At 70.5% G+C, this 17,093-nt stretch carries 15 protein-coding genes and 2 pseudogenes; 8 read left to right on the top strand and 9 right to left on the bottom strand.

Annotated elements, in window-relative coordinates; genetic code table 11:
• Positions 1-140 precede the first annotated feature (140 nt).
• A pseudogene (locus tag F1615_RS37175) lies at positions 141-296 on the top strand (DUF6336 family protein); the annotation flags it as partial.
• 93 nt (positions 297-389) lie between these two features.
• On the opposite strand, the gene F1615_RS26310 reads toward F1615_RS37175, so the two are convergent.
• Positions 390-1,388 carry an ArsR/SmtB family transcription factor gene (locus F1615_RS26310; protein ID WP_149551537.1) on the bottom strand — a complete coding sequence of 333 codons (999 nt, stop codon included), beginning with the start codon at positions 1,386-1,388 and terminating at the stop codon, positions 390-392.
• Positions 1,389-1,537: 149 nt separating this feature from the next.
• On the opposite strand from F1615_RS26310, the gene F1615_RS26305 reads away from it, so the two are divergent.
• From F1615_RS26305 to F1615_RS26295, 3 genes and pseudogenes are all read left to right on the top strand, one after another.
• Positions 1,538-1,921 carry an SH3 domain-containing protein gene (locus F1615_RS26305; protein ID WP_167533857.1) on the top strand — a complete coding sequence of 128 codons (384 nt, stop codon included), beginning with the start codon at positions 1,538-1,540 and terminating at the stop codon, positions 1,919-1,921.
• 240 nt (positions 1,922-2,161) lie between these two features.
• Positions 2,162-2,563, top strand: a complete 402-nt coding sequence (locus F1615_RS37170) for a peptidoglycan-binding domain-containing protein (RefSeq protein ID WP_149551536.1) — start codon at positions 2,162-2,164, stop codon at positions 2,561-2,563.
• A gap of 104 nt (positions 2,564-2,667) precedes the next feature.
• Positions 2,668-3,043 (top strand): annotated as a pseudogene (locus F1615_RS26295) (transposase); the annotation flags it as partial.
• Positions 3,044-3,115: 72 nt separating this feature from the next.
• Here the strand turns inward: F1615_RS26295 and F1615_RS26290 are convergent.
• Complete coding sequence (locus F1615_RS26290) at positions 3,116-4,222, bottom strand: hypothetical protein (RefSeq protein ID WP_149551535.1); 1,107 nt, start codon at positions 4,220-4,222, stop codon at positions 3,116-3,118.
• Positions 4,223-4,608: 386 nt separating this feature from the next.
• Here F1615_RS26290 and F1615_RS26285 point away from each other — a divergent pair, with 386 nt between their 5' ends.
• A complete protein-coding gene (locus F1615_RS26285; RefSeq protein ID WP_244328856.1) occupies positions 4,609-5,211 on the top strand; it encodes a DUF6000 family protein in 603 nt (200 codons plus the stop codon).
• Positions 5,212-5,273: 62 nt separating this feature from the next.
• Here the strand turns inward: F1615_RS26285 and F1615_RS36475 are convergent, their stop codons facing one another.
• The 7 genes from F1615_RS36475 to F1615_RS26245 form a co-directional block, all read right to left on the bottom strand.
• On the bottom strand, positions 5,274-5,573 hold the full coding sequence (locus tag F1615_RS36475) for a hypothetical protein (protein WP_244328863.1): 300 nt from the start codon (positions 5,571-5,573) through the stop codon (positions 5,274-5,276).
• Positions 5,574-6,033: 460 nt separating this feature from the next.
• A complete protein-coding gene (locus tag F1615_RS26270) occupies positions 6,034-7,743 on the bottom strand; it encodes an amidohydrolase (RefSeq protein ID WP_149551534.1) in 1,710 nt (569 codons plus the stop codon).
• Between the two features lie 346 nt (positions 7,744-8,089).
• A complete protein-coding gene (locus F1615_RS26265; RefSeq protein WP_149551533.1) occupies positions 8,090-9,067 on the bottom strand; it encodes an alpha/beta hydrolase in 978 nt (325 codons plus the stop codon).
• A gap of 46 nt (positions 9,068-9,113) precedes the next feature.
• A complete protein-coding gene (locus tag F1615_RS26260; RefSeq protein WP_149551532.1) occupies positions 9,114-10,184 on the bottom strand; it encodes a phosphotriesterase family protein in 1,071 nt (356 codons plus the stop codon).
• Complete coding sequence (locus tag F1615_RS26255; protein WP_149551531.1) at positions 10,181-11,299, bottom strand: phosphotriesterase; 1,119 nt, start codon at positions 11,297-11,299, stop codon at positions 10,181-10,183. The genes F1615_RS26260 and F1615_RS26255 overlap by 4 nt, the downstream gene beginning before the upstream one ends.
• Before the next feature lie 93 nt (positions 11,300-11,392).
• A complete protein-coding gene (locus F1615_RS26250; RefSeq protein WP_149551530.1) occupies positions 11,393-12,067 on the bottom strand; it encodes a GntR family transcriptional regulator in 675 nt (224 codons plus the stop codon).
• A 61-nt stretch (positions 12,068-12,128) separates the two neighbouring features.
• Complete coding sequence (locus F1615_RS26245) at positions 12,129-12,869, bottom strand: alpha/beta fold hydrolase (protein ID WP_149551529.1); 741 nt, start codon at positions 12,867-12,869, stop codon at positions 12,129-12,131.
• 265 nt (positions 12,870-13,134) lie between these two features.
• On the opposite strand from F1615_RS26245, the gene F1615_RS26240 reads away from it, so the two are divergent.
• The 3 genes from F1615_RS26240 (at position 13,135) to hpaE (ending at position 17,092) form a co-directional block, all read left to right on the top strand.
• A complete protein-coding gene (locus F1615_RS26240) occupies positions 13,135-14,571 on the top strand; it encodes a fumarylacetoacetate hydrolase family protein (protein ID WP_149551528.1) in 1,437 nt (478 codons plus the stop codon).
• A 77-nt stretch (positions 14,572-14,648) separates the two neighbouring features.
• Positions 14,649-15,569: a 4-hydroxy-tetrahydrodipicolinate synthase gene (gene dapA / locus F1615_RS26235; RefSeq protein WP_149551527.1), complete on the top strand. Its 921-nt coding sequence runs from the start codon at positions 14,649-14,651 to the stop codon at positions 15,567-15,569.
• Positions 15,570-15,592: 23 nt separating this feature from the next.
• On the top strand, positions 15,593-17,092 hold the full coding sequence (gene hpaE / locus F1615_RS26230; protein WP_149551526.1) for a 5-carboxymethyl-2-hydroxymuconate semialdehyde dehydrogenase: 1,500 nt from the start codon (positions 15,593-15,595) through the stop codon (positions 17,090-17,092).
• Position 17,093: the final 1 nt, after the last annotated feature.

Below are 17,093 nucleotides of genomic sequence, written 5' to 3'. Positions count from 1 at the left end.
GCCGGGGTCGGGTTTCGGGTTACAGGGGCAGTCCGGGGCGGTCGGAGGCGGTGTGATCCCGGCGCCATTGGCTGGGCTACGGTGCCGCGTATGCGCACCGAGGGCGCGATCATCCGACCCCTGCTTCGGATCGGGACCTGGTGGCGCGCGGGGCCCTCTATGGGCTGGTCGCCGTGCCCCTGCTCGGGGCGGCCGCCCGGTTCGTCGGCGACCACGACGACCGGACGACGTTCCTCGCCGTCGCTGGAGGGTTCGCCGCCGCCGTGGCCGTGGTCGGAATCCTCATCGGGCTCCTCTTCTGGCGGGCCTGGGGGAGACATCCGGCGCTGTCACGACTGGCGCACCGTCAGGGGCCAGGCCGGGCCCGTCGGCTCCTTGCCCCACCCCACCTATCGGCTCTTTGCCAGCCGGGATCCTTCGGGGGTTCGGCGGTAGAGCACGGATCGGCCGGCGCGGGTGCGGGTGACGAGGCCGGCCCGGTGCAGGACGCCGAGGTGGTACGAGACCGTGGCGGGGCTGAGGAAGTGACGTGCCGCCAGCTGTGCGGTGGAGGCCGGTTGCGTCAGTGCGGCGAGCAGTCCGGCGCGGGTGGGTCCGAGGAGTTGGGCCATCTCGGCGGAAGGCGCTACGGGGGTGATAGCGCCGCCGATGGCCTTGTCACGTACGGGATAGACGAGCATGGGGGGCCGGTCCTCGTCACGAGTGGGGTCCACGGCCACGCCCGGCCGAGGCATGACCACTGACGGCACGACAACGACCATGGACACCGGCAGCGCGATCCGCAACCGGCTCTCGACATGCAGAGTTCCCTCGGCCCACTTGATGTCGGGATGCAAGGAGTTGAAGAGTCTCCCTGCTCCGTGCCCGGTCAGCACTCCGGCGCACCGGCTGATCTCCGCATCGAGGACGGCCTTGGCGGCCTCCCAGTGCGGGGCGAAGGCCAGCTCCCAGTAACGCCGCATCTCCTGCGCCGCTTGCCGGGCCACGTGCGCACCGCCCCGCGCCATGGCCCGCCGCACCCCCTCCGGAAGCTCGGAACCAGAAAGGCCGTTGCACGGCCGTCCGACGCGTAACGCCTCCAGCTCGCTCAGAACGCGCTCGGGTGGGGTGCACCGGACCTGCTCCAGTTCCTCCTCCACGGTGGGTGAGGGTCCGGACGGATAGGGGTTGAGGAAGTCGGGCACGTATCCGGGCCCGTCCAGGGCCAGTTCGGACAGCAGCGGCAGCCGAGCCCGGCGCAGCACGCGTCGTGCACGGGCGACCCAGGGATCGGCGTCGGGGGCCGGTTGCAGGCCCCAGGGCAGCAGCGTGGCGACGACCTCGTGCAACGGCGAGATGGCGAAGCGTGAGTGGGCGAGCCCGGCGGCGTCGACGGTGAGCTCGATCATGACCCTCCCGCTGTCCGGTCGCGCCGGTCCCGTGGCCGTCCCTTCGAACCTGCTCGAATCGTGGCATGAAACGTCGCGCTGGTGGGCCTGATGGGCGCAGGCTGAGGCACGCAGTTCCGTGGTTGATGGAGTCGTCGAGGGGATGGGGCATGCGAGTAGCACGACGGGCGGTACTGGCGGCCTTGGCGGTCGGAGCGCTCATCGTTCCAGCGGGGCCGGCCGTGGGGACGGCGTCGGCCAATGCGGAGTCGGCGAGGGCGGCCTGTGGCGGGGCACCTCCCGACGAGGACAGCAGCAGCTGGCCGAGGATGCCGGCGGGCACCTCTGCGAACGAGCGCTACGGTCCCAGCACCCAGTGCGGCATCAAGGGCTGGGCGGACAACCAGGATCAGTTGGACTATCACTGCTGGGCGTCGGGCGAGAACGGGAGCTGGACGTACCTCAGGAACAACTCCGACGGTTCGACCGGGTGGGTGAAGGACACCCTGCTGCCCGGCGGCGGTGCTGTCTTTGCGGCTCAATGCTGGGCCTGACCAGGGCGTCACGGCGATCGGATGACGTAACAAGGGGGTGCTCCCGTCGCCTGACGGGGGCCTGTTTCTGAACCGTTCATCAGCAGGTCAGAGGGCGCCAGTCAGAAACAGGGCGCTGCGGGGGAGTCAGAAACGACCCAGGAGTCTTAGCTGAAAAGCCAACCGCAAGGTAGAGGTCTCTTGCGGCTGGCGCGTTTCAAGTGTCATGCGCATGAAGAGTTCTATTTCCATGGAGGTAGCATGAAGATACGCGGCACGGTTCAGAGCCTGGTCCTCGTCGCTGCGTTGGCGGCCACGGGTGTTGCCGTTCCTGCGGGTACGGCTTCTGCAGCACCGCATTGTTCGAAGTGGTACTACGCTTACAACATCATCTTGCCGGCGGCGTCAACCAACTCGCTCGACTGCACCATGGGACGCGGCTCATACAGTAACGCGGTCCGGGCCCTGCAATCCAACCTGAACTTGTGTTACAACGCGGGTCTCAAAGTAGATGGGGACTTCGGAGGAGCCACTGAGACCGCCCTGAAGGCTGCGCAGCGGAAGGACGGTACGGCTGCCGATGGAGTGTACGGGCCTGCCACTCGCAGGGCGATGACCTGGTTCAGGGACAGCGCGGGGTGTGTAGAGGACTTCTTCCGCTGAGCCGCTCCGGCTATTGAGCGTCTTCTCCGCCGGGTGGGGGACCGCTCTCAGCGTCTTCATGGCCACGGACCGACTCCCAAGAGAACTCGCTCACCACTGACCACCGCACCAACCACCAGGTCGTCATCGACGCCGACACCCGACTCGTCGTCGCGGTCGGCGGACCCCTGCCCGGGAACCGCAACGACTGCAAGGCGTGGGAGGAATCCGGCGCCGAGGTCGCCATCGGTAAGACCACATCGCCGACGGTGGCTATCCCGGTACCGGACTTGTCATGCCCCACAGGCGGCGCAAGGGCGAAGCCCTGCCCGGCTGGAAGGAAGCCCCAACATGTCCCACAAGCAAGTCCGCGCCCGAGTCGAGCACGGCTTCGCCCGGAGGAAAACCTGGAAGATCCTCCGCGACTGTCGCTTCAAAGGTGACGGCGTCCACTACGCCATGCTCGGCATCGCGCGTGTGCACAACCTTGCCCTCGTCGGGAAGGCGGGCGGTGGGCGGCCAGCAACGAACAGCCACGCCAAGCCGACCCAAGAACCGTTTGCGGGCCGGCCCTTAGAAAGGGCCGGCCGAGGTGCTCTGTGTGAGGTTCTCGAGGGTCGTGCGCAGCCACGGGCTGCGCACGGCTGGTAGCCGGACCAGGGTGTGTTGGAATGTTCCCCAGTCGGCCCGGAACAGGTCGTTGGGGAGCAGGGGGAGCGGGTCGTCGCGGAGTATGTCTTGGGCCATGCGGCCTGACGGGGGAAGCGGCAAGTTCGGTTCGGGAGAGACCAGCCACAGCCACACCCCCAGCGGCAGCGGCACCAGGTATGCCGGCGCGGTCGGGCCGGCGGGGGTCCAGGTCTGGCCTGTCTGGGGATGGACTGGTACGAGGAGGATGTCGGCGCTCGCGTCCGGGGAGGGGTGTCCCGGTCCGGCCAGGACGGCGCGCCGCTTCGGGGTGCCTGCGGGCAGCAGGACGTCGAGCGCGCGTTGGAACACGTCCGCGGCCAGACCGTCGGGGGCCTGCACCGGCTGTCCTTGGGAGGCGACCAGCAAGTGGGCGAGCGCCTGGCCGGCCGCGGCCTCCCACTGCGGACTCCACGACCAGTAGTGGTTCGCCCCCAGCCATCCTCCCCACGTGGCAATCGGCTCGAACGGGGGCGTTTTCTCCGCCTTCTCCGCCAGCTCCACCCAGGAGAGGGGCGCAGGATGGATACCGTCGACGGGGACGCGGTGCACCGCGCCCGGGCTGAGTCGCACTGCCTGCCAGAGCGAGCAGTCGTCGATCCTGGTCGCCACGGGGAGGTCGCATGCCTCACAAGCCATGTTGGGCCCGTCGGCCCCGTCGAGGCCGCAGCAGGCACCGCCGCGCTTCTCAGGGATCAGCCGGGTTCCGCGGATATCGCCGGGCGCCATGACACTTGCCCCGGGCGTGCTGTCCGACAGGGCGTAGACCGGCGCGTAGATGCCGCGTGCCTCCGCCTCGCCCGGATTGAGTTCATCCCACATCCGCCACGGCCCTCCCCAGGGGTCCGGGTCCACGGCAAACGTCCCGGACTCCATGAGCACCGGAAGCTGGGCCCCGTTTCCGTACTTCTGGCGGGCATGGACCGGCAGTGAGACCCGGGACAGCGAGGTGGTCAACTCGGCGCCGCACCCCGCACACACGAAAACGAACAAATGTCCTCCGATGGGGAAACAGGGGCATCTTCGCAGCTCGCCGGCAGCCGGCCAGCCTGTTTTCTCATTCGTTGCGGGAGCGGCACCTGTCACCGTCGTGGAGCATCAACGCGCCGCGAGCAAGTACCGGCGGTCGCCTCCGACCGCGGCAAGCGACTCACTCAGTGGTCGAATGTCCGGTGTGCCGTGGCGCCCCCCGAAACGGTGAACATAGGCTGCCCATTCTTCGGCTCTGGCTCAACTTCTGTGGAGCAGTAACGCTGCGTGCTTCCGAAACCCCGCTCACCCGACCCGGATCCCAGGTGGCGTCCTCCCGTCCTGGGATCACCGCAGGCGCATTCCGCCCCACGCCCTCAGCTGCGTGCTTGTTGCGAGAGGATGGAGTGGTGATCCGCCACGACCCCGAGATGCAGGCCCTCTTCCGCCGGTATTGCGCCCCCGCGCGCCGCTACCTGAAGCTCGGCGGAGCGGTACTTCATATGCCGCGCGAGGAGTACGAGCCGTTCGTTCATGCCCTGGCCGCTGATGCGAAGGCTGCTTCCGACGCCGAGCTCACCGTCCTCTTCGAAGGCAGCTGGCGAGAGCGGCGGACCGCGGCGTGGCTGGCGGCCGTCTCGCGCCGTGACCACTTCCGCGAGCGTCTGGGAGCGCTGTTGCTGGAGAGCGAGGTCTGCTGCGCGGGTGGGGCCTACTGCGTGGCGCTGGCGAGTTTCGGCACCGCACGGGACGCCGACTTGCTCGCCGCTTACCTGGATCGCTACCTGCGTCGGCCCGACCTCGCCTACGACCAGCCGATAGCCATGGGTGCCCTGGCGTACACGGACTCCGTCCTGCACGGCGACCGGGCCGGCCACTTCCTCCAGGAGGGCGGCCTGTGGCCGCAGTGGTTCCAGGGCGCGCCCCACATGCACGGCGATGACGGCATCTCCAGCTACCTGGGCGGCATTCGCCTCGCCTGCGCCGTCATCGACGAATGCGCCGACACCTGACCTCACTGGCTTTGTTCACTTCGAAGGCTCTGGCTGAACGTCTGTGACGTGGCCACCCTCCGTCACGCCAGTGGGACGCGCCTGCCGAGAAGTTGGAAACCTGCCCGCCCGAGCATCTGGCGCTTGAGCATCTTGATCCGGTTGACATGACCTTCGACCACGCCCGAGCTCCAGGGCAGGGTCAATCCTGCGGTGACGGCGTCGAGCCAAGCCGGGAGGCGCTCGCCCTGGCGCGGTCGGTGAGCATGGTCGCGAAGGCCGGACGTGTCGGGTGAGGGCGTCGAGTTCGGGCACTGGTTGCGGACGGTCTTGAGACGGAGCTGTTCGGGCTCGGTGAGGGTTTCCGGCGGCTGAAGATCCACCCGGAGACCGTTCCGGAGGGCATGGCACTGACCGACCAGGAGAACACCGTGCGCACCGCGCCGCTCTTGGTCCCGTTCGTCATTCAGCGCGAGGGGGAGGATGCCGCCCCTGACAACCTGCTGCTGACCCCGATCGGAGGGCCGGGCCCGCTGCCGGTTGCGCTACGCCGACGAGGACCCCCGCGACCGCGGCCTGCGCGGCGTGCTGTGGGCCCGCTGCTCCTTCGGCGCGGTCGACGACTGCGGCAAGCCCACGGGCAAACCGCGGTGGCGAATGACGCATCCCCTTCGGCAGCTGGGAGCGATGCAGGCGATGGGCCGCCAGGTCTGCGCCGGCCGCGTGCGGACGCCGCTCGGTACATCTTCCTCTCAGACCCGGACACGGTGGACCCCGTTGGGCCGGAGCGATCGAAACCGGCGCCATACCGCCGCGCGTACGGCAGGCCCGCGGCGCGGCAGGTCACCGGGAGACGCCGTCGCGTTGGAACACGATGTGCCCGTCGAAGACGGTGAGGTCGATGGGCAGGTCGGGGATGTCGTGCGGGTCGGTGGCGCGCAGGTCGCCGCCGAGGACGCACAGGTCGGCGACCTTGCCCGGTTCGATGGTGCCTTTCCACGCCTCGGCGAAGTCCTGCCGGGCGGGGTTGGCCGTGTAGGCGCGCAGTGCCGTCTCCAGCGGGACACGCTGGTCGGGTCCGCTCACCCGGCCGGTGGCCTTGGACTCGCGCAGCATCATGGCGGCGACGCCCTGACGCCAGTTGGGTGCGGTGATCGGTGCGTCGGAGCCGACGCAGACCGCGATGCCCGCCTCGGCCGCGGAACGCACCGGCCACTGGTAGTCCGACCGCTCGCTGCCGACCACGGCGTCCATCAGGTCCGCGATGGTCCACTTGATGGCCGGGTTCATGTTGATGCCGTATCCGTGCGCGGCGAGCTTCGCGAGGCTCTGCGCGGAGGCGAAGTCACCGTGGATGACGTAGTGGCGGGCGTCCGGACGCGGGTGCGCACGGTCGGCGGCGACGAAGGCGTCGACCACGGCGTCGATCGCCCGGTCGCCGGTGACGTGCACCCCCAGCTGGTAACCGGCCGTGTGGGCCACTCGTATCATCTCGGTGAGTTCGGCCTGCTTCAGGCGGGCGTCGGCCCCGTGCACGCAGAGCGCTCCGTGACCGCCGCCCGGGTACGGGTCGTGCATCCAGGCGGTCTCGTTCGGGGGTACACCGTCGGCGAACACCTTGACACCGATGACGGCCAGTCTCCTGGCATCCACGTCGTCCGGTACGGCGAGTCCCTCCAGGCCGGCGGTCACATCGGCTGCCGAGCCGCCCATCGGAGCGGGCAGCAACAACACACGTACCCGCGACGCCAGTTGGTCCGCGCGGGCCAGCTCGATGTAGGCGTGGAGCGTTCCGGTGTCGAGTCCCCCGCCGAGGATCTCGGCACCACCGGGGCCGAGTCCCGGCTCCGTGTAGCTGGTGATGCCTTCCGCGTGCAGCGCCGCCACGGCCGTTCGGATCGCCTCTTTGCGCTGGGCCACGGTCGCGGGCGCGACGAGTCCTTGCACGAGCGCCTGTGCCGTCTCCTTCAGGATGCCGGTGGGTTCGCCTGCGGTGTCGGTCTCGATCACTCCGCCCGCCGGGGACTCGGTGCCGCGCGCGATTCCGGCGAGCTCGAGGGCCCTGGAGTTCGCCCACACCATGTGGCCGGAGAAGTCGGTCAGGCAGACCGGGTGATCGGGGGAGGCGGTGTCCAGGTCGCTCCGGTGCGGACGGCGGGCCGGATCGGCCAGGCATTCTGCCAGGTAGCCGACGTCCCACCCGAGACCGGTGATCCATTCCCCGCGGGGTGTCCCGGCCGCGGTCCGTCGAACCGCTTCGGCGATGTCGGCGATGGACCGCACGGCCGGGTGACCGATGTCCAGCGCGAACGGCGGTCTGGTCAGCGCCCATGCCGCGGCGTGCAGATGGGAGTCGTTGATTCCGGGCAGCACGGTCCGGCCGGCCAGGTCGATCAGCTGTGTGTCCGGTCCCGCAAGTGCCGTGATCTCCGCGTCGCTGCCCACGGCGATGATCCGGCCGGCCCGCACGGCGACCGCCTGGGCGACGGTGAACGCGTCGTCGACGGTCAGTACGTCGCCGCCGGTCAGGATGAGGTCCGCTGTCTTCGGCATGGATGACCTTTCTGGCTGGTGAACGGCAGGAATGGGATGGTGGGAGGGCGTGCCCGGCATGGGGGGAGCCGGAGCGGCACGGCCGTGGTGGTTTCCGGGGCCGTGTCCGGCCGCACGCCCTCCGATCGCCGTGATGGGTGATCGCTGGACATGGCAGGGGAGGGCGGAGGCCCGGTGGTGGTCCGGGCGCGTCCCACTCGGGGCCGAACTGTGTGTTCAGGCGGCCGGCCCGACGACGGGTTCCGTGTCGCGGTGCGGCGCCGACCCGGACACGGGACGAAGGGGACCCGTCTGTCGGAACGGTGGCGCTGCCCCCTGCCAAGGGTGGCAGGGGCGGCGTGCGCGGTCAGAGACCGAGGACGCGGCGGAGCCAGGACAGGCGGGCCGCCAGAGCGGCCCGTGTCACCTCGTGGTCCGGGGCGAAGACGTCGAAGCCGTGGAAGGCCCCTTGCCAGATATGCAGTTCGGCCTGCCCGCCCGCCGCCCAGACACGGGACGCGTAGTCCACGTCCTCGTCGCGGAACAGCTCGGCGCTGCCCGCTTCGACGAACGCGGGCGGAAGGCCCGACAGATCACGCGCCCGCGCGGGGGCGGCGTAGGCGGACACATCGGCCGTGGGGTCGCCCGCCTTCTCCCCGAGCAGCGCCCGCCACGCGAGGAGATTCGTCGCCCGCTGCCAGGTGCCGCTGCCGTCGTACTGATGGCTCGAGACCGTGGTGTTGCCGTCGTCGAGCATCGGGCACAGCAGCAGCTGCCCGGCCAGGAACGGTGCCCCCCGGTCACGTGCCATCAGTGCGACTCCTGCCGAGAGACCGCCCCCGGCGCTGCCTCCCATGACGACGATGCGGCGGGGATCGACACCGAGCTCGGCGGCGTTGTCCGCCATCCACCGCACACCGGCGTAGCAGTCCTCCACCGGTGCGGGATCGGGGTTCTCGGGGGCTAGGCGGTACTCGACATTGACGGCCACGACACCGAGTTCCTCGACGAGATCGGCGAGGCGAGGCGTGTCCTGGTGGCGGTGACCGCTGATCATGCCGCCGCCGTGAATGTTGTAGAGCCCGGGAACCGGCGCCTTCTGGTGCCGTGGGCGCAGCACCGTGATGTCGAGGTCCGGGGCGCCGGCGGGGCCGGGAATCGTACGTTCCTCGGCGTCGATCGCACGGTCGCCGATGACGCCGGCGACCGGGGGGAGGGGGATGAGCGCCGCGGAGTCGCGTATCGCCGCGATGGACTCGAGGGAGGGCTCGGACTCCTCACCGCGGGGCATGGCGCCGAGCACCGCGCTCAGTGCCGGATCGAAGGGGACGGGGGTGACGCGCATGGTTCTCCCTCATGGGGGGATCGGACGAGTGCGGACGGGCCGGTGATCATTGCGGTGCGGCGAAGGCGAGCGCTCGCGCGGGATTGTCGATCATGATCGTGTGGAGGGCCTCCTCGCTCACCCCGAGACGGCGCAGGGCGGGCAGGAAGTACCGCGGGATGTAGTCGTATCCCTGGCCGCCGTACCGCTTGAGCTGGATCTTCTGGCACACGTCGTGGCCGAGCAGGATCTGGTGCGCGTGACCCCGCTCGATCAGTTCCGCGATGCCCCGGGCGATCTTGTGGTCGCTGGTGAGGACGAGGTGACCCCATGGACTCCCGGGAGAGGCGAGGAAGTCGAACTCCACGAAGACACCGCGCGCGAGGACACGTGCGCCGAACGACGGATTCGCGAGGACGTCCATGCCGTGGCCCAGCACGACGTTGGACGCGGCGACGCCTTCCTCCGCGAGGATGTCCAGCACCCGGAACTTCTCCTCGCCGACCCCGCCGACGTGGAAGGTGACCGGGGCACCCGTCACCCTGCTCGCGCGCCCGCTCGCGCGTACGCTCTTGAGCTCGTTGTCGGTCAACGGCACTGTCTCCGCGCCGACTTCACCGATGACGCCCGAACGGATCCCGGTGCCGTCCGCCCCGACCACGACGTCGCGCACGATGACGTCGGCGAGTTCGTCGACGGTGCGCTCGTCCATGTCCGCCGGGTGGAAGGCCGGGGTGTACCAGCCGCCGCCCATCACGATGTTGAGCCCGGCGGCGCGGGAGAGCCGGAGGAGCGCCTCGGGATCCCTGCCCAGGCCGATGGGGGAGACCTCGACCATCGTGCGCCCCCCGCTGTGGACGAAGGCCAGCACCTCCGCGAGCATTTCGTCGAAGTCGCCCATCACGTCGTTCTCGGCGTTCGGACGCCCATGGCGGGTGTGCGCGAGGGAGGCGAGGGTGAGTGGATCGGTGGCCTCGGGGGAGTCCTCGCCGGGACGGTGGAATCCCGGTGGGCGCCTCAGGTCGACGAAGATGTGCTCGTGCATGACCGTCGTGCCGAGCGTCGAGGGGGCCACGGGACCCGCGACGGTGAGCACCTGACCGGCGAGGTTCGGGATCTCGAAGGGATAGCGGCTCACGAGTCGGCCCTCCGGTTCGCGAGGGTGAGCAGTCGTCGGGGGTTGTGCACGGTGAGGGATTCCACGAGGGCGTCGTCGGCCCCGAGCATCCTCAGGTACGGGACGAACTGCTGAAGGACGAAGCCGTAGCCTCCCCCTCCGTAGGCGAGCAGCTGCGCCTTGGCATGGACGTCCTGGGACAGCAGGATCCGCCCGGCGTGACCCCGGCGGGCGAGCTCCAGCACGGCCGCGGCGACATCCTGGTCGTCGCTGACGCTGAGCACCGAGGGCAGCCGGCCGAGCTGGTCGAACTGCACGAACACCCCGCGCGCGAGGAGCGCTTCGAGGTCGTCGGGGCGCGGGGAGAGCGCGTCGCAGTGCCCGACGGCGACGCGCGTGAGGTCCGCGCCCTCCTCGGCGAGCAGGTCGAGCACCCGTTGCTGGGTGGCGGCGTCGCCGGAGCGGTTGAGCGAGATCGCGGAGCCCGTGGCCGCCGAGGCGCGTGCCGCCGCGACGAGGACGGCGCGCTCGGCGGGCTCCTCCGTGTCAAGTGCCGCGAGTTCGCCGATGATGCCCGCCCGTACCCCGTCCACCCCCTCGGTGAAGTCCCGGACGATCTCTTCAGCGAGGTTGTCGGCAGTGAGACCGGCGCGTTCCCCGGTCCACGCGGGGTGGTACCGGCCCGAGCCCATGACGACGTGGAGGCCGGTCGCCTCGGAGATCCGCCGCAGACCGGCCGGGTGCCGGCCGAGGCCGACGGTCGTGACGTCCACCAGGGTGGCGCCGCCGGCGCATTGGAACGCGGCGGCCTCGGTGGTGGCGAGTACCTCGTCCCCGAGCAGCCAGTTGTCCCTGTTGGGCGCGCCCATGCCGATCTCGCCGAGGACGTCCATCGTCAGGGGCGCACGGTACAGCCGGAGCCGGCTCGCGGCCGTGGGACGCGTACGCCCCACGGCCGCCCAGGATTCGGCTGTGTCGCCTGGGGTGGCGAAATCACTCAGAAGGTGTTCGTGGGGGAGTACCGCGCCGAGCGCGTCCGGCGGGATCTCGCCGGTGACGGTGACGACCGTCCCCCCGGACATCTGCGCGGTCGCCGGCACTCCGGCCGCGCCCGCAGTTGGGTCGGTGCTGGACATGCGGGCCACGGTAACAGATGAGATACCTCATCGTATACGATAAAGCGGTTCGTTGTCGGTGCCGGACCGTCGGTTCGGCGTTCCGGAGCCGTCCTAGTGGGCGCCCTGCGCCTCGCGCAGGGCGTCGGCGGTCGCGATCTTGTGTGCGCAGGCGACCTGTTCGATCTCCTGCGCCTGTGCGCGCGCTTCGATCAGTTCCAGCAGCCGCTCGTGCTCCGCGACCGACCGGCGGGCCCGGCCCGGGACATGGCTGAAGGTCGAACGGCGCATGTGGTCCAGCCGCGCCCACTCCGCTTCCAGGAGGGAGACCAGGTGCCGGTCCGGGCAGTGCTCGTAGACGGAGAAGTGGAACTCCCGGTTGAGGGCGGTGAAGGCCGCGGGGTCGAAGTCCTCGAGCGCCCTGGTCATACGGGCGTTGATCTCCCGCGACCGCTCGATGTGCCGCGCCGTCATGAGGGGCGCGGAGATCGCGGTCGCGTACCCCTCAAGGCGGGCAAGGACCTGGAGGGAGTGCTCCACCTGGGTGGCGTCGAATGCCGCCACCCGTGCGCCGATGTTGCGGACGACCTCGACCAGTCCGTCGGACTGCAGTCTGCGCAGCGCTTCGCGCAGCGGGATCGTGCTGACGCCGGTCTCCCTCGCGAGCTGACTGAGGACCAGCCGGTATCCCGGTCCGTAGGTCCCGTCGAGGATGCGTGAGCGCAGCAGCTCGTAGCTGACCTCCGCCTTCGACCGCTTGGCGCGGGTCTGTTTCTCCGTAGTGCTCATCGGTGTTCCCCTACCCTGGGCCGGCCTGCCGCAATGCGGCTCCGGTCGTGTACTCGAACGCTCACCGCGCAAGGACTTCCAGGACTGTACGGCGGAACTCGGCCCCGGCGAGAACCTCGTGGTGATCGCCCGGAACCGTGGCCAGCTCCGCCCCGTCGACGAGGCCGACCACCTGCTCGATCCCGCGGGTCATCATGTCGTCCTTCCCGACGACGAAGACGGGCGGCGTGTCTCCCGCCCAGGACCGCGGCGCGAAGGGCGTGTCGCGCAGCCCCTCGACACACAGGGCCAGACCGGCGGCCCGTGCCCCGTGCGCGCTCACCATGCCGGCGATCACCCCGGTGAACGGATCCGCCGGCTCGGTGCCGTCCGCGACCGCGCGGTGGAGTGCCTCCACGTCCACCGCCTCGAACGGTTCGACGGGGCTCAGCCCGCCGAGGACGGCCCGGCGCACCCGGCCGGGCGCGGCCCCGGGCAGCTCCCAGGCGAGCCGGGCGCCCATGGAGTACCCGACCACGTCGAACGCCGTGGCGCCCGCCTCGTCCAGCACCGTGACCAGGTCCGTGACGTGCCTCGGCACACCGGCCTCGCCGGCCGTCGACGGGGCGGGGCTGTCCCCGTGTCCCCGCAGGTCGGGCACGATCACCTCACGGCCGGCCTCGGTCAGCGCCCCGGCGATCCCGGTCTCGACCCAGTCCCGGTGGCCGTCGGAGCCGAAGCCGTGCACGAGCAGTACGGGCGGTCTCCCGGAGGTGCGGGCGGGAGCGAAGGTACGGACGGTCAGACCGGTTCGGCTCTGCATCTCGCGAACCCCTCACATCGAGTTTCATATACGATTTGCGATCCTACCCGTTCGCTGCCCACTGGCTCGCGATGTCGGATGACCGCCCTTCTCTTCTAAATCATGCATGATAACGTATACGATTAGTGAGTCGGGTTAGCCCGGCCCCTTCATCAGGACGGGCTGTCGCCGTCCGCGCCCCGAGCCCTGTGGCCGCGCCGGCGCGGACAGGCCCCGCTCCTCCTCGACAAGCGCCTGATGTCGCACACGCCCAGGGAGAACTCCCATGCCGCATCCGCTGGGAACCCAGCCGTCGAAGATCGTCGCAGTTCACCTCAACTACCGCTGCCGGGCCAAGGAGCGCGGACGCACCCCCGACCAGCCCTCCTACTTCCTCAAGCCGCCTTCCTCCCTCTCCGGGACCGGCGACGCTCTCGTCCGGCCCCGGGGCTGCGAACTCATGTCCTTCGAGGGGGAGATCGCGCTGGTCATCGGCCGCCGAGCGCGCCGGGTCGCACCGGAGCGGGGCTGGGACCACGTCGCCTGGGTGGCGGCGGCCAACGACGCCGGCGCGTACGACCTGCGACATGCCGACCGCGGCTCCAATCTGCGCTCGAAGGGCGCCGACGGCTTCACCCCGATCGGCCCCCGGCTCTTGGACGCCACCGGGCTCGACCCCGCCGCACTGCGGCTGCGTACCTGGGTGAACGGCGAACTGGTCCAGGACGCCGACACCTCCACACTGCTCTTCCCGTTCGGTGCCCTGATCGCCGACCTGTCGCGCCTGGTCACGCTGGAACCCGGCGATGTCATCCTCACCGGGACCCCGGCCGGCGCCTCGGTGGTGTCGCCCGGTGACGTGGTGGAGGTGGAGGTCAGCGCCCCGGACCGGCAGATCTCCGGTGGCCGGCTGCGCAACACGGTGACGGACGCCGACCACGACCTTGCGGCCTGGGGCGCCATGCCCCGCGTCGACGCCGCACTGCGGGCCGACGCCTGGGGCCCGGCCCGCGCGGACGAGCCCGCGCTGAACGAGGACGTCGCCGAAGCGCTGCGGGGCCTGGCCACCGCCACGCTCAGCTCCCAGCTGCGCAAGCGTGGCCTGCAGCACATGACGATCGACGGGATCCGCCCGGCCGACCCCGGTGCCAAACTGGTCGGGACCGCTCACACCCTGCGCTACCTGCCGCTGCGGGAAGATCTCTTCGCGAAGTTCGGCAACGGCATGAACGCGCAGAAGCGTGCCGTGGAAGAGCTGCGCCCCGGCCAGGTGCTCGTCATGGACGCCCGCCGCGACCCCACCTCCGGCACCATCGGCGACATCCTGGCGCTGCGGGCGAAGAAGCGGGGCGCGGCCGGCATCGTCACCGACGGCGGGCTGCGGGACAGCGCGGCGGTGGCCGCCCTGGGCCTGCCGACGTACTACGCCGCCGAGCACCCCGCCGTCCTCGGGCGCCGCCACGTCCCCTGGGACACCGGCGCCCCGATCGCCTGCGGCGGAGCGCTCGTCCAGCCCGGAGACATCCTCGTCGGCGACGCCGACGGCGTCGTCGTCGTTCCCCCGGACCTGGCCGGAGAACTCATCGCGGACAGCACCGAACAGGAGCTGCAGGAGCGGTTCATCGCCGAACAGGTGTCGGCGGGCGAACCGATCCAGGGCCTGTACCCGCTCGGACCCGTCTGGCAGGCCGCCTACGAGCAGTGGCGCGGCGACCAGTCCTGAGGGCCCCCGCCGGCAGCCGCGGCGGCGCCGCGCCCGCCCATGACCTTGCCCGCACCCATCCACCCACGGAGCAGTCCATGAAGTTCCGCACCGACCCCGCCACCATCCGCGGGTCCATCGCCCCCGTCGTCACGCCGTTCACCGAGGACGGCGCGGTCGACCACGACAGCCTCCGCGGCCTGATCCGCTGGCAGCTGGAATCCGGCTCGCACGGCATCTCGCTGGGCGGTTCCACCGGCGAGCCGTCGGCGCAGACCGCCGCCGAACGCATCGCCGCCATGCGCACCGCCTCGGACGAGATCGGCGACCGGGTGCCGTTCCTGCCCGGCACCGGCTCGCACAAGCTGGACGAGACCCTCGAGATCACCGCCGCCGCCCGGGAACTGGGCGCGGACGCCGCCCTGGTCATCACCCCGTACTACGCCCGGCCCACCCAGGAAGCGCTGTACCGGTGGTATGCCACGGTGGCCCGCGAGTTCCCCGACCTGCCCATCGTCGCCTACAACGTACCGTCCCGCACCGCCGTGGACATCGCGCCGGAGACGGTCAGGCGACTGTTCACCGACTTCGACAACTTCGTCGGCGTCAAGGAGACCACCAAGGACTTCGAACACTTCTCCCGTGTGCTGCACGCCTGCGGCCGTGAGCTGCTGGTGTGGTCCGGGATCGAGCTGCTGTGCCTCCCGCTGCTCGCGCTGGGCGGGGCCGGCTTCGTCTCCGCGGTGGCCAACCTCGCGCCGACCGCGGTGGCCCGGATGTACGAGCTGTGGGAGGCCGGCGACTTCGACGCCGCACGGGACCTGCACTACCGACTGCACCCGCTGGTCGACCTGCTGTTCGTCGAGACCAACCCCGCCCCCGCCAAGTGGGTGCTGGAGCAGCAGGGCCGGATCACCTCGGGACATGTGCGTCCGCCGCTCACGTCGCCCACCGAGAACGGCCTGGCCCGCATCCGCGCCCTCCTCGCCGAGGGCGGCGACCTCACCCAGCAGCTCTGACCCCCGGAACGAAGAGAGACGCCATGTCCACGAACCTGGCCGCGCATCGCCCGGCCGACCTGCCCGCCGAGATCCGCCACTGGATCGGCGGCGAACTCCTCGACAGCGCCGACGGCCGTACGTTCCCCGTCTGCGATCCCGTCTCCAACTCCCCCTACGCCACCGCCGCCGCCGGCGGCCGTGACGACGTGGACCGTGCCGTCACCGCGGCCGCCACGGCCTTCCCCGCCTGGTCGAAGCTGGGAAACCGGGAACGCGCCCGCATCCTGTACCGGATCGCCGACGCCGTCGAGTCACGCGAGGAGCGCCTGGCCGCCCTCGAGACCTTCGACTCCGGTCTGCCCATCACCCAGGCCAGGGGGCAGGCCCGGCGGGCCGCCGAGAACTTCCGCTACTTCGCCGATGTCATCGTCGCTCTCGGTGAGGAGGCGTTCCGGGCCGGCGACCAGCAGATCAACTATGTCGTCCGCAACCCCATCGGTGTCGCGGGACTGATCACCCCCTGGAACACGCCGTTCATGCTGGAGAGCTGGAAGCTGGCCCCGGCGCTGGCATCCGGCTGCACCCTCGTCCTCAAGCCCGCCGAATGGACCCCCCTGTCCGCGAGCCTGTGGCCGGAGATCCTCGACGAGGCCGGCGTGCCGTCCGGCGTGGTCAACATCGTGCACGGCATAGGTGAGGAGGCCGGCCAGGCCCTGGTGGACCACCCCGGTGTGCCGCTGATCTCCTTCACCGGCTCCACCGACACCGGCAGACACATCGTCCGCAGCTCCGCGACGCACCTGAAGACCACGTCGATGGAGCTGGGCGGCAAGTCCCCGGTCGTGCTCTTCGCCGACGCCGACCTCGACACCGCACTGGACTCGGTCGTCTTCGGTGTCTTCTCCCTCAACGGCGAACGGTGCACCGCGGGGTCCCGCGTCCTGGTGGAGCGCCCGGTGTACGAGGAGTTCACCCGGCGCCTGGCCGAGCGTGCCGAGCGGGTGAAGGTCGGTCTGCCCGCCGACCCGGCCACCGAGGTCGGGGCGCTGGTGCACCCCGAGCACTACGCGCGCGTACTGAAGTACGTCGAGATCGGACGGCAGGAGGCGAGACTGGTGGCCGGCGGCGCCCGCCCCGCGCATCTGCCGGAGGGCAACTACCTCCAGCCCACCGTCTTCGCCGACGTCCCCCGCGACGCCCGCATCTTCCAGGAGGAGATCTTCGGCCCGGTCGTGGCCGTCGCCCCGTTCGACGACGAGGCCGAGGCCGTGGAACTGGCCAACGCCACCGAGTACGGCCTCGCGGCCTACGTGTGGACGTCCGACCTGAAGCGCGGACATCGCGTCGCACATGCGGTCGAATCCGGTATGGTCTGGATCAACTCCCACAATGTCCGCGACCTGCGGACCCCCTTCGGCGGCGTGAAGTCCTCCGGCCTGGGCCGGGAGGGCGGTGCGCACAGCATCGACTTCTACACCGAGTCGAAGATCGTCCACGTGATGCTGGGCGAGGCCCACACCCCCCGCTTCGGCGCGTCCTGAC

The organism is Streptomyces marokkonensis, assembly GCF_008312835.1.
In the GTDB taxonomy this organism is placed as follows: Bacteria; Actinomycetota; Actinomycetes; order Streptomycetales; family Streptomycetaceae; genus Streptomyces; species Streptomyces marokkonensis_A.
Note: the sequence above shows the minus strand (reverse complement) of the source record. Positions and strands in the feature narration are given on the sequence as shown.

Bases quoted from the DNA above. Each gene is read 5' to 3' on its own strand.
- F1615_RS26265 (WP_149551533.1), bottom strand. From the start codon at position 9,067: ATGCGCGTCACCCCCGTCCCCTTCGATCCGGCACTGAGCGCGGTGCTC.
- F1615_RS26305 (WP_167533857.1), top strand. From the start codon at position 1,538: ATGCGAGTAGCACGACGGGCGGTACTGGCGGCCTTGGCGGTCGGAGCG.
- F1615_RS26270 (WP_149551534.1), bottom strand. From the start codon at position 7,743: ATGCCGAAGACAGCGGACCTCATCCTGACCGGCGGCGACGTACTGACC.
- F1615_RS26310 (WP_149551537.1), bottom strand. From the start codon at position 1,388: ATGATCGAGCTCACCGTCGACGCCGCCGGGCTCGCCCACTCACGCTTC.
- F1615_RS26245 (WP_149551529.1), bottom strand. From the start codon at position 12,869: ATGCAGAGCCGAACCGGTCTGACCGTCCGTACCTTCGCTCCCGCCCGC.
- dapA (WP_149551527.1), top strand. From the start codon at position 14,649: ATGAAGTTCCGCACCGACCCCGCCACCATCCGCGGGTCCATCGCCCCC.
- F1615_RS37170 (WP_149551536.1), top strand. From the start codon at position 2,162: ATGAAGATACGCGGCACGGTTCAGAGCCTGGTCCTCGTCGCTGCGTTG.
- F1615_RS26240 (WP_149551528.1), top strand. From the start codon at position 13,135: ATGCCGCATCCGCTGGGAACCCAGCCGTCGAAGATCGTCGCAGTTCAC.
- F1615_RS26255 (WP_149551531.1), bottom strand. From the start codon at position 11,299: ATGTCCAGCACCGACCCAACTGCGGGCGCGGCCGGAGTGCCGGCGACC.
- F1615_RS26250 (WP_149551530.1), bottom strand. From the start codon at position 12,067: ATGAGCACTACGGAGAAACAGACCCGCGCCAAGCGGTCGAAGGCGGAG.
- hpaE (WP_149551526.1), top strand. From the start codon at position 15,593: ATGTCCACGAACCTGGCCGCGCATCGCCCGGCCGACCTGCCCGCCGAG.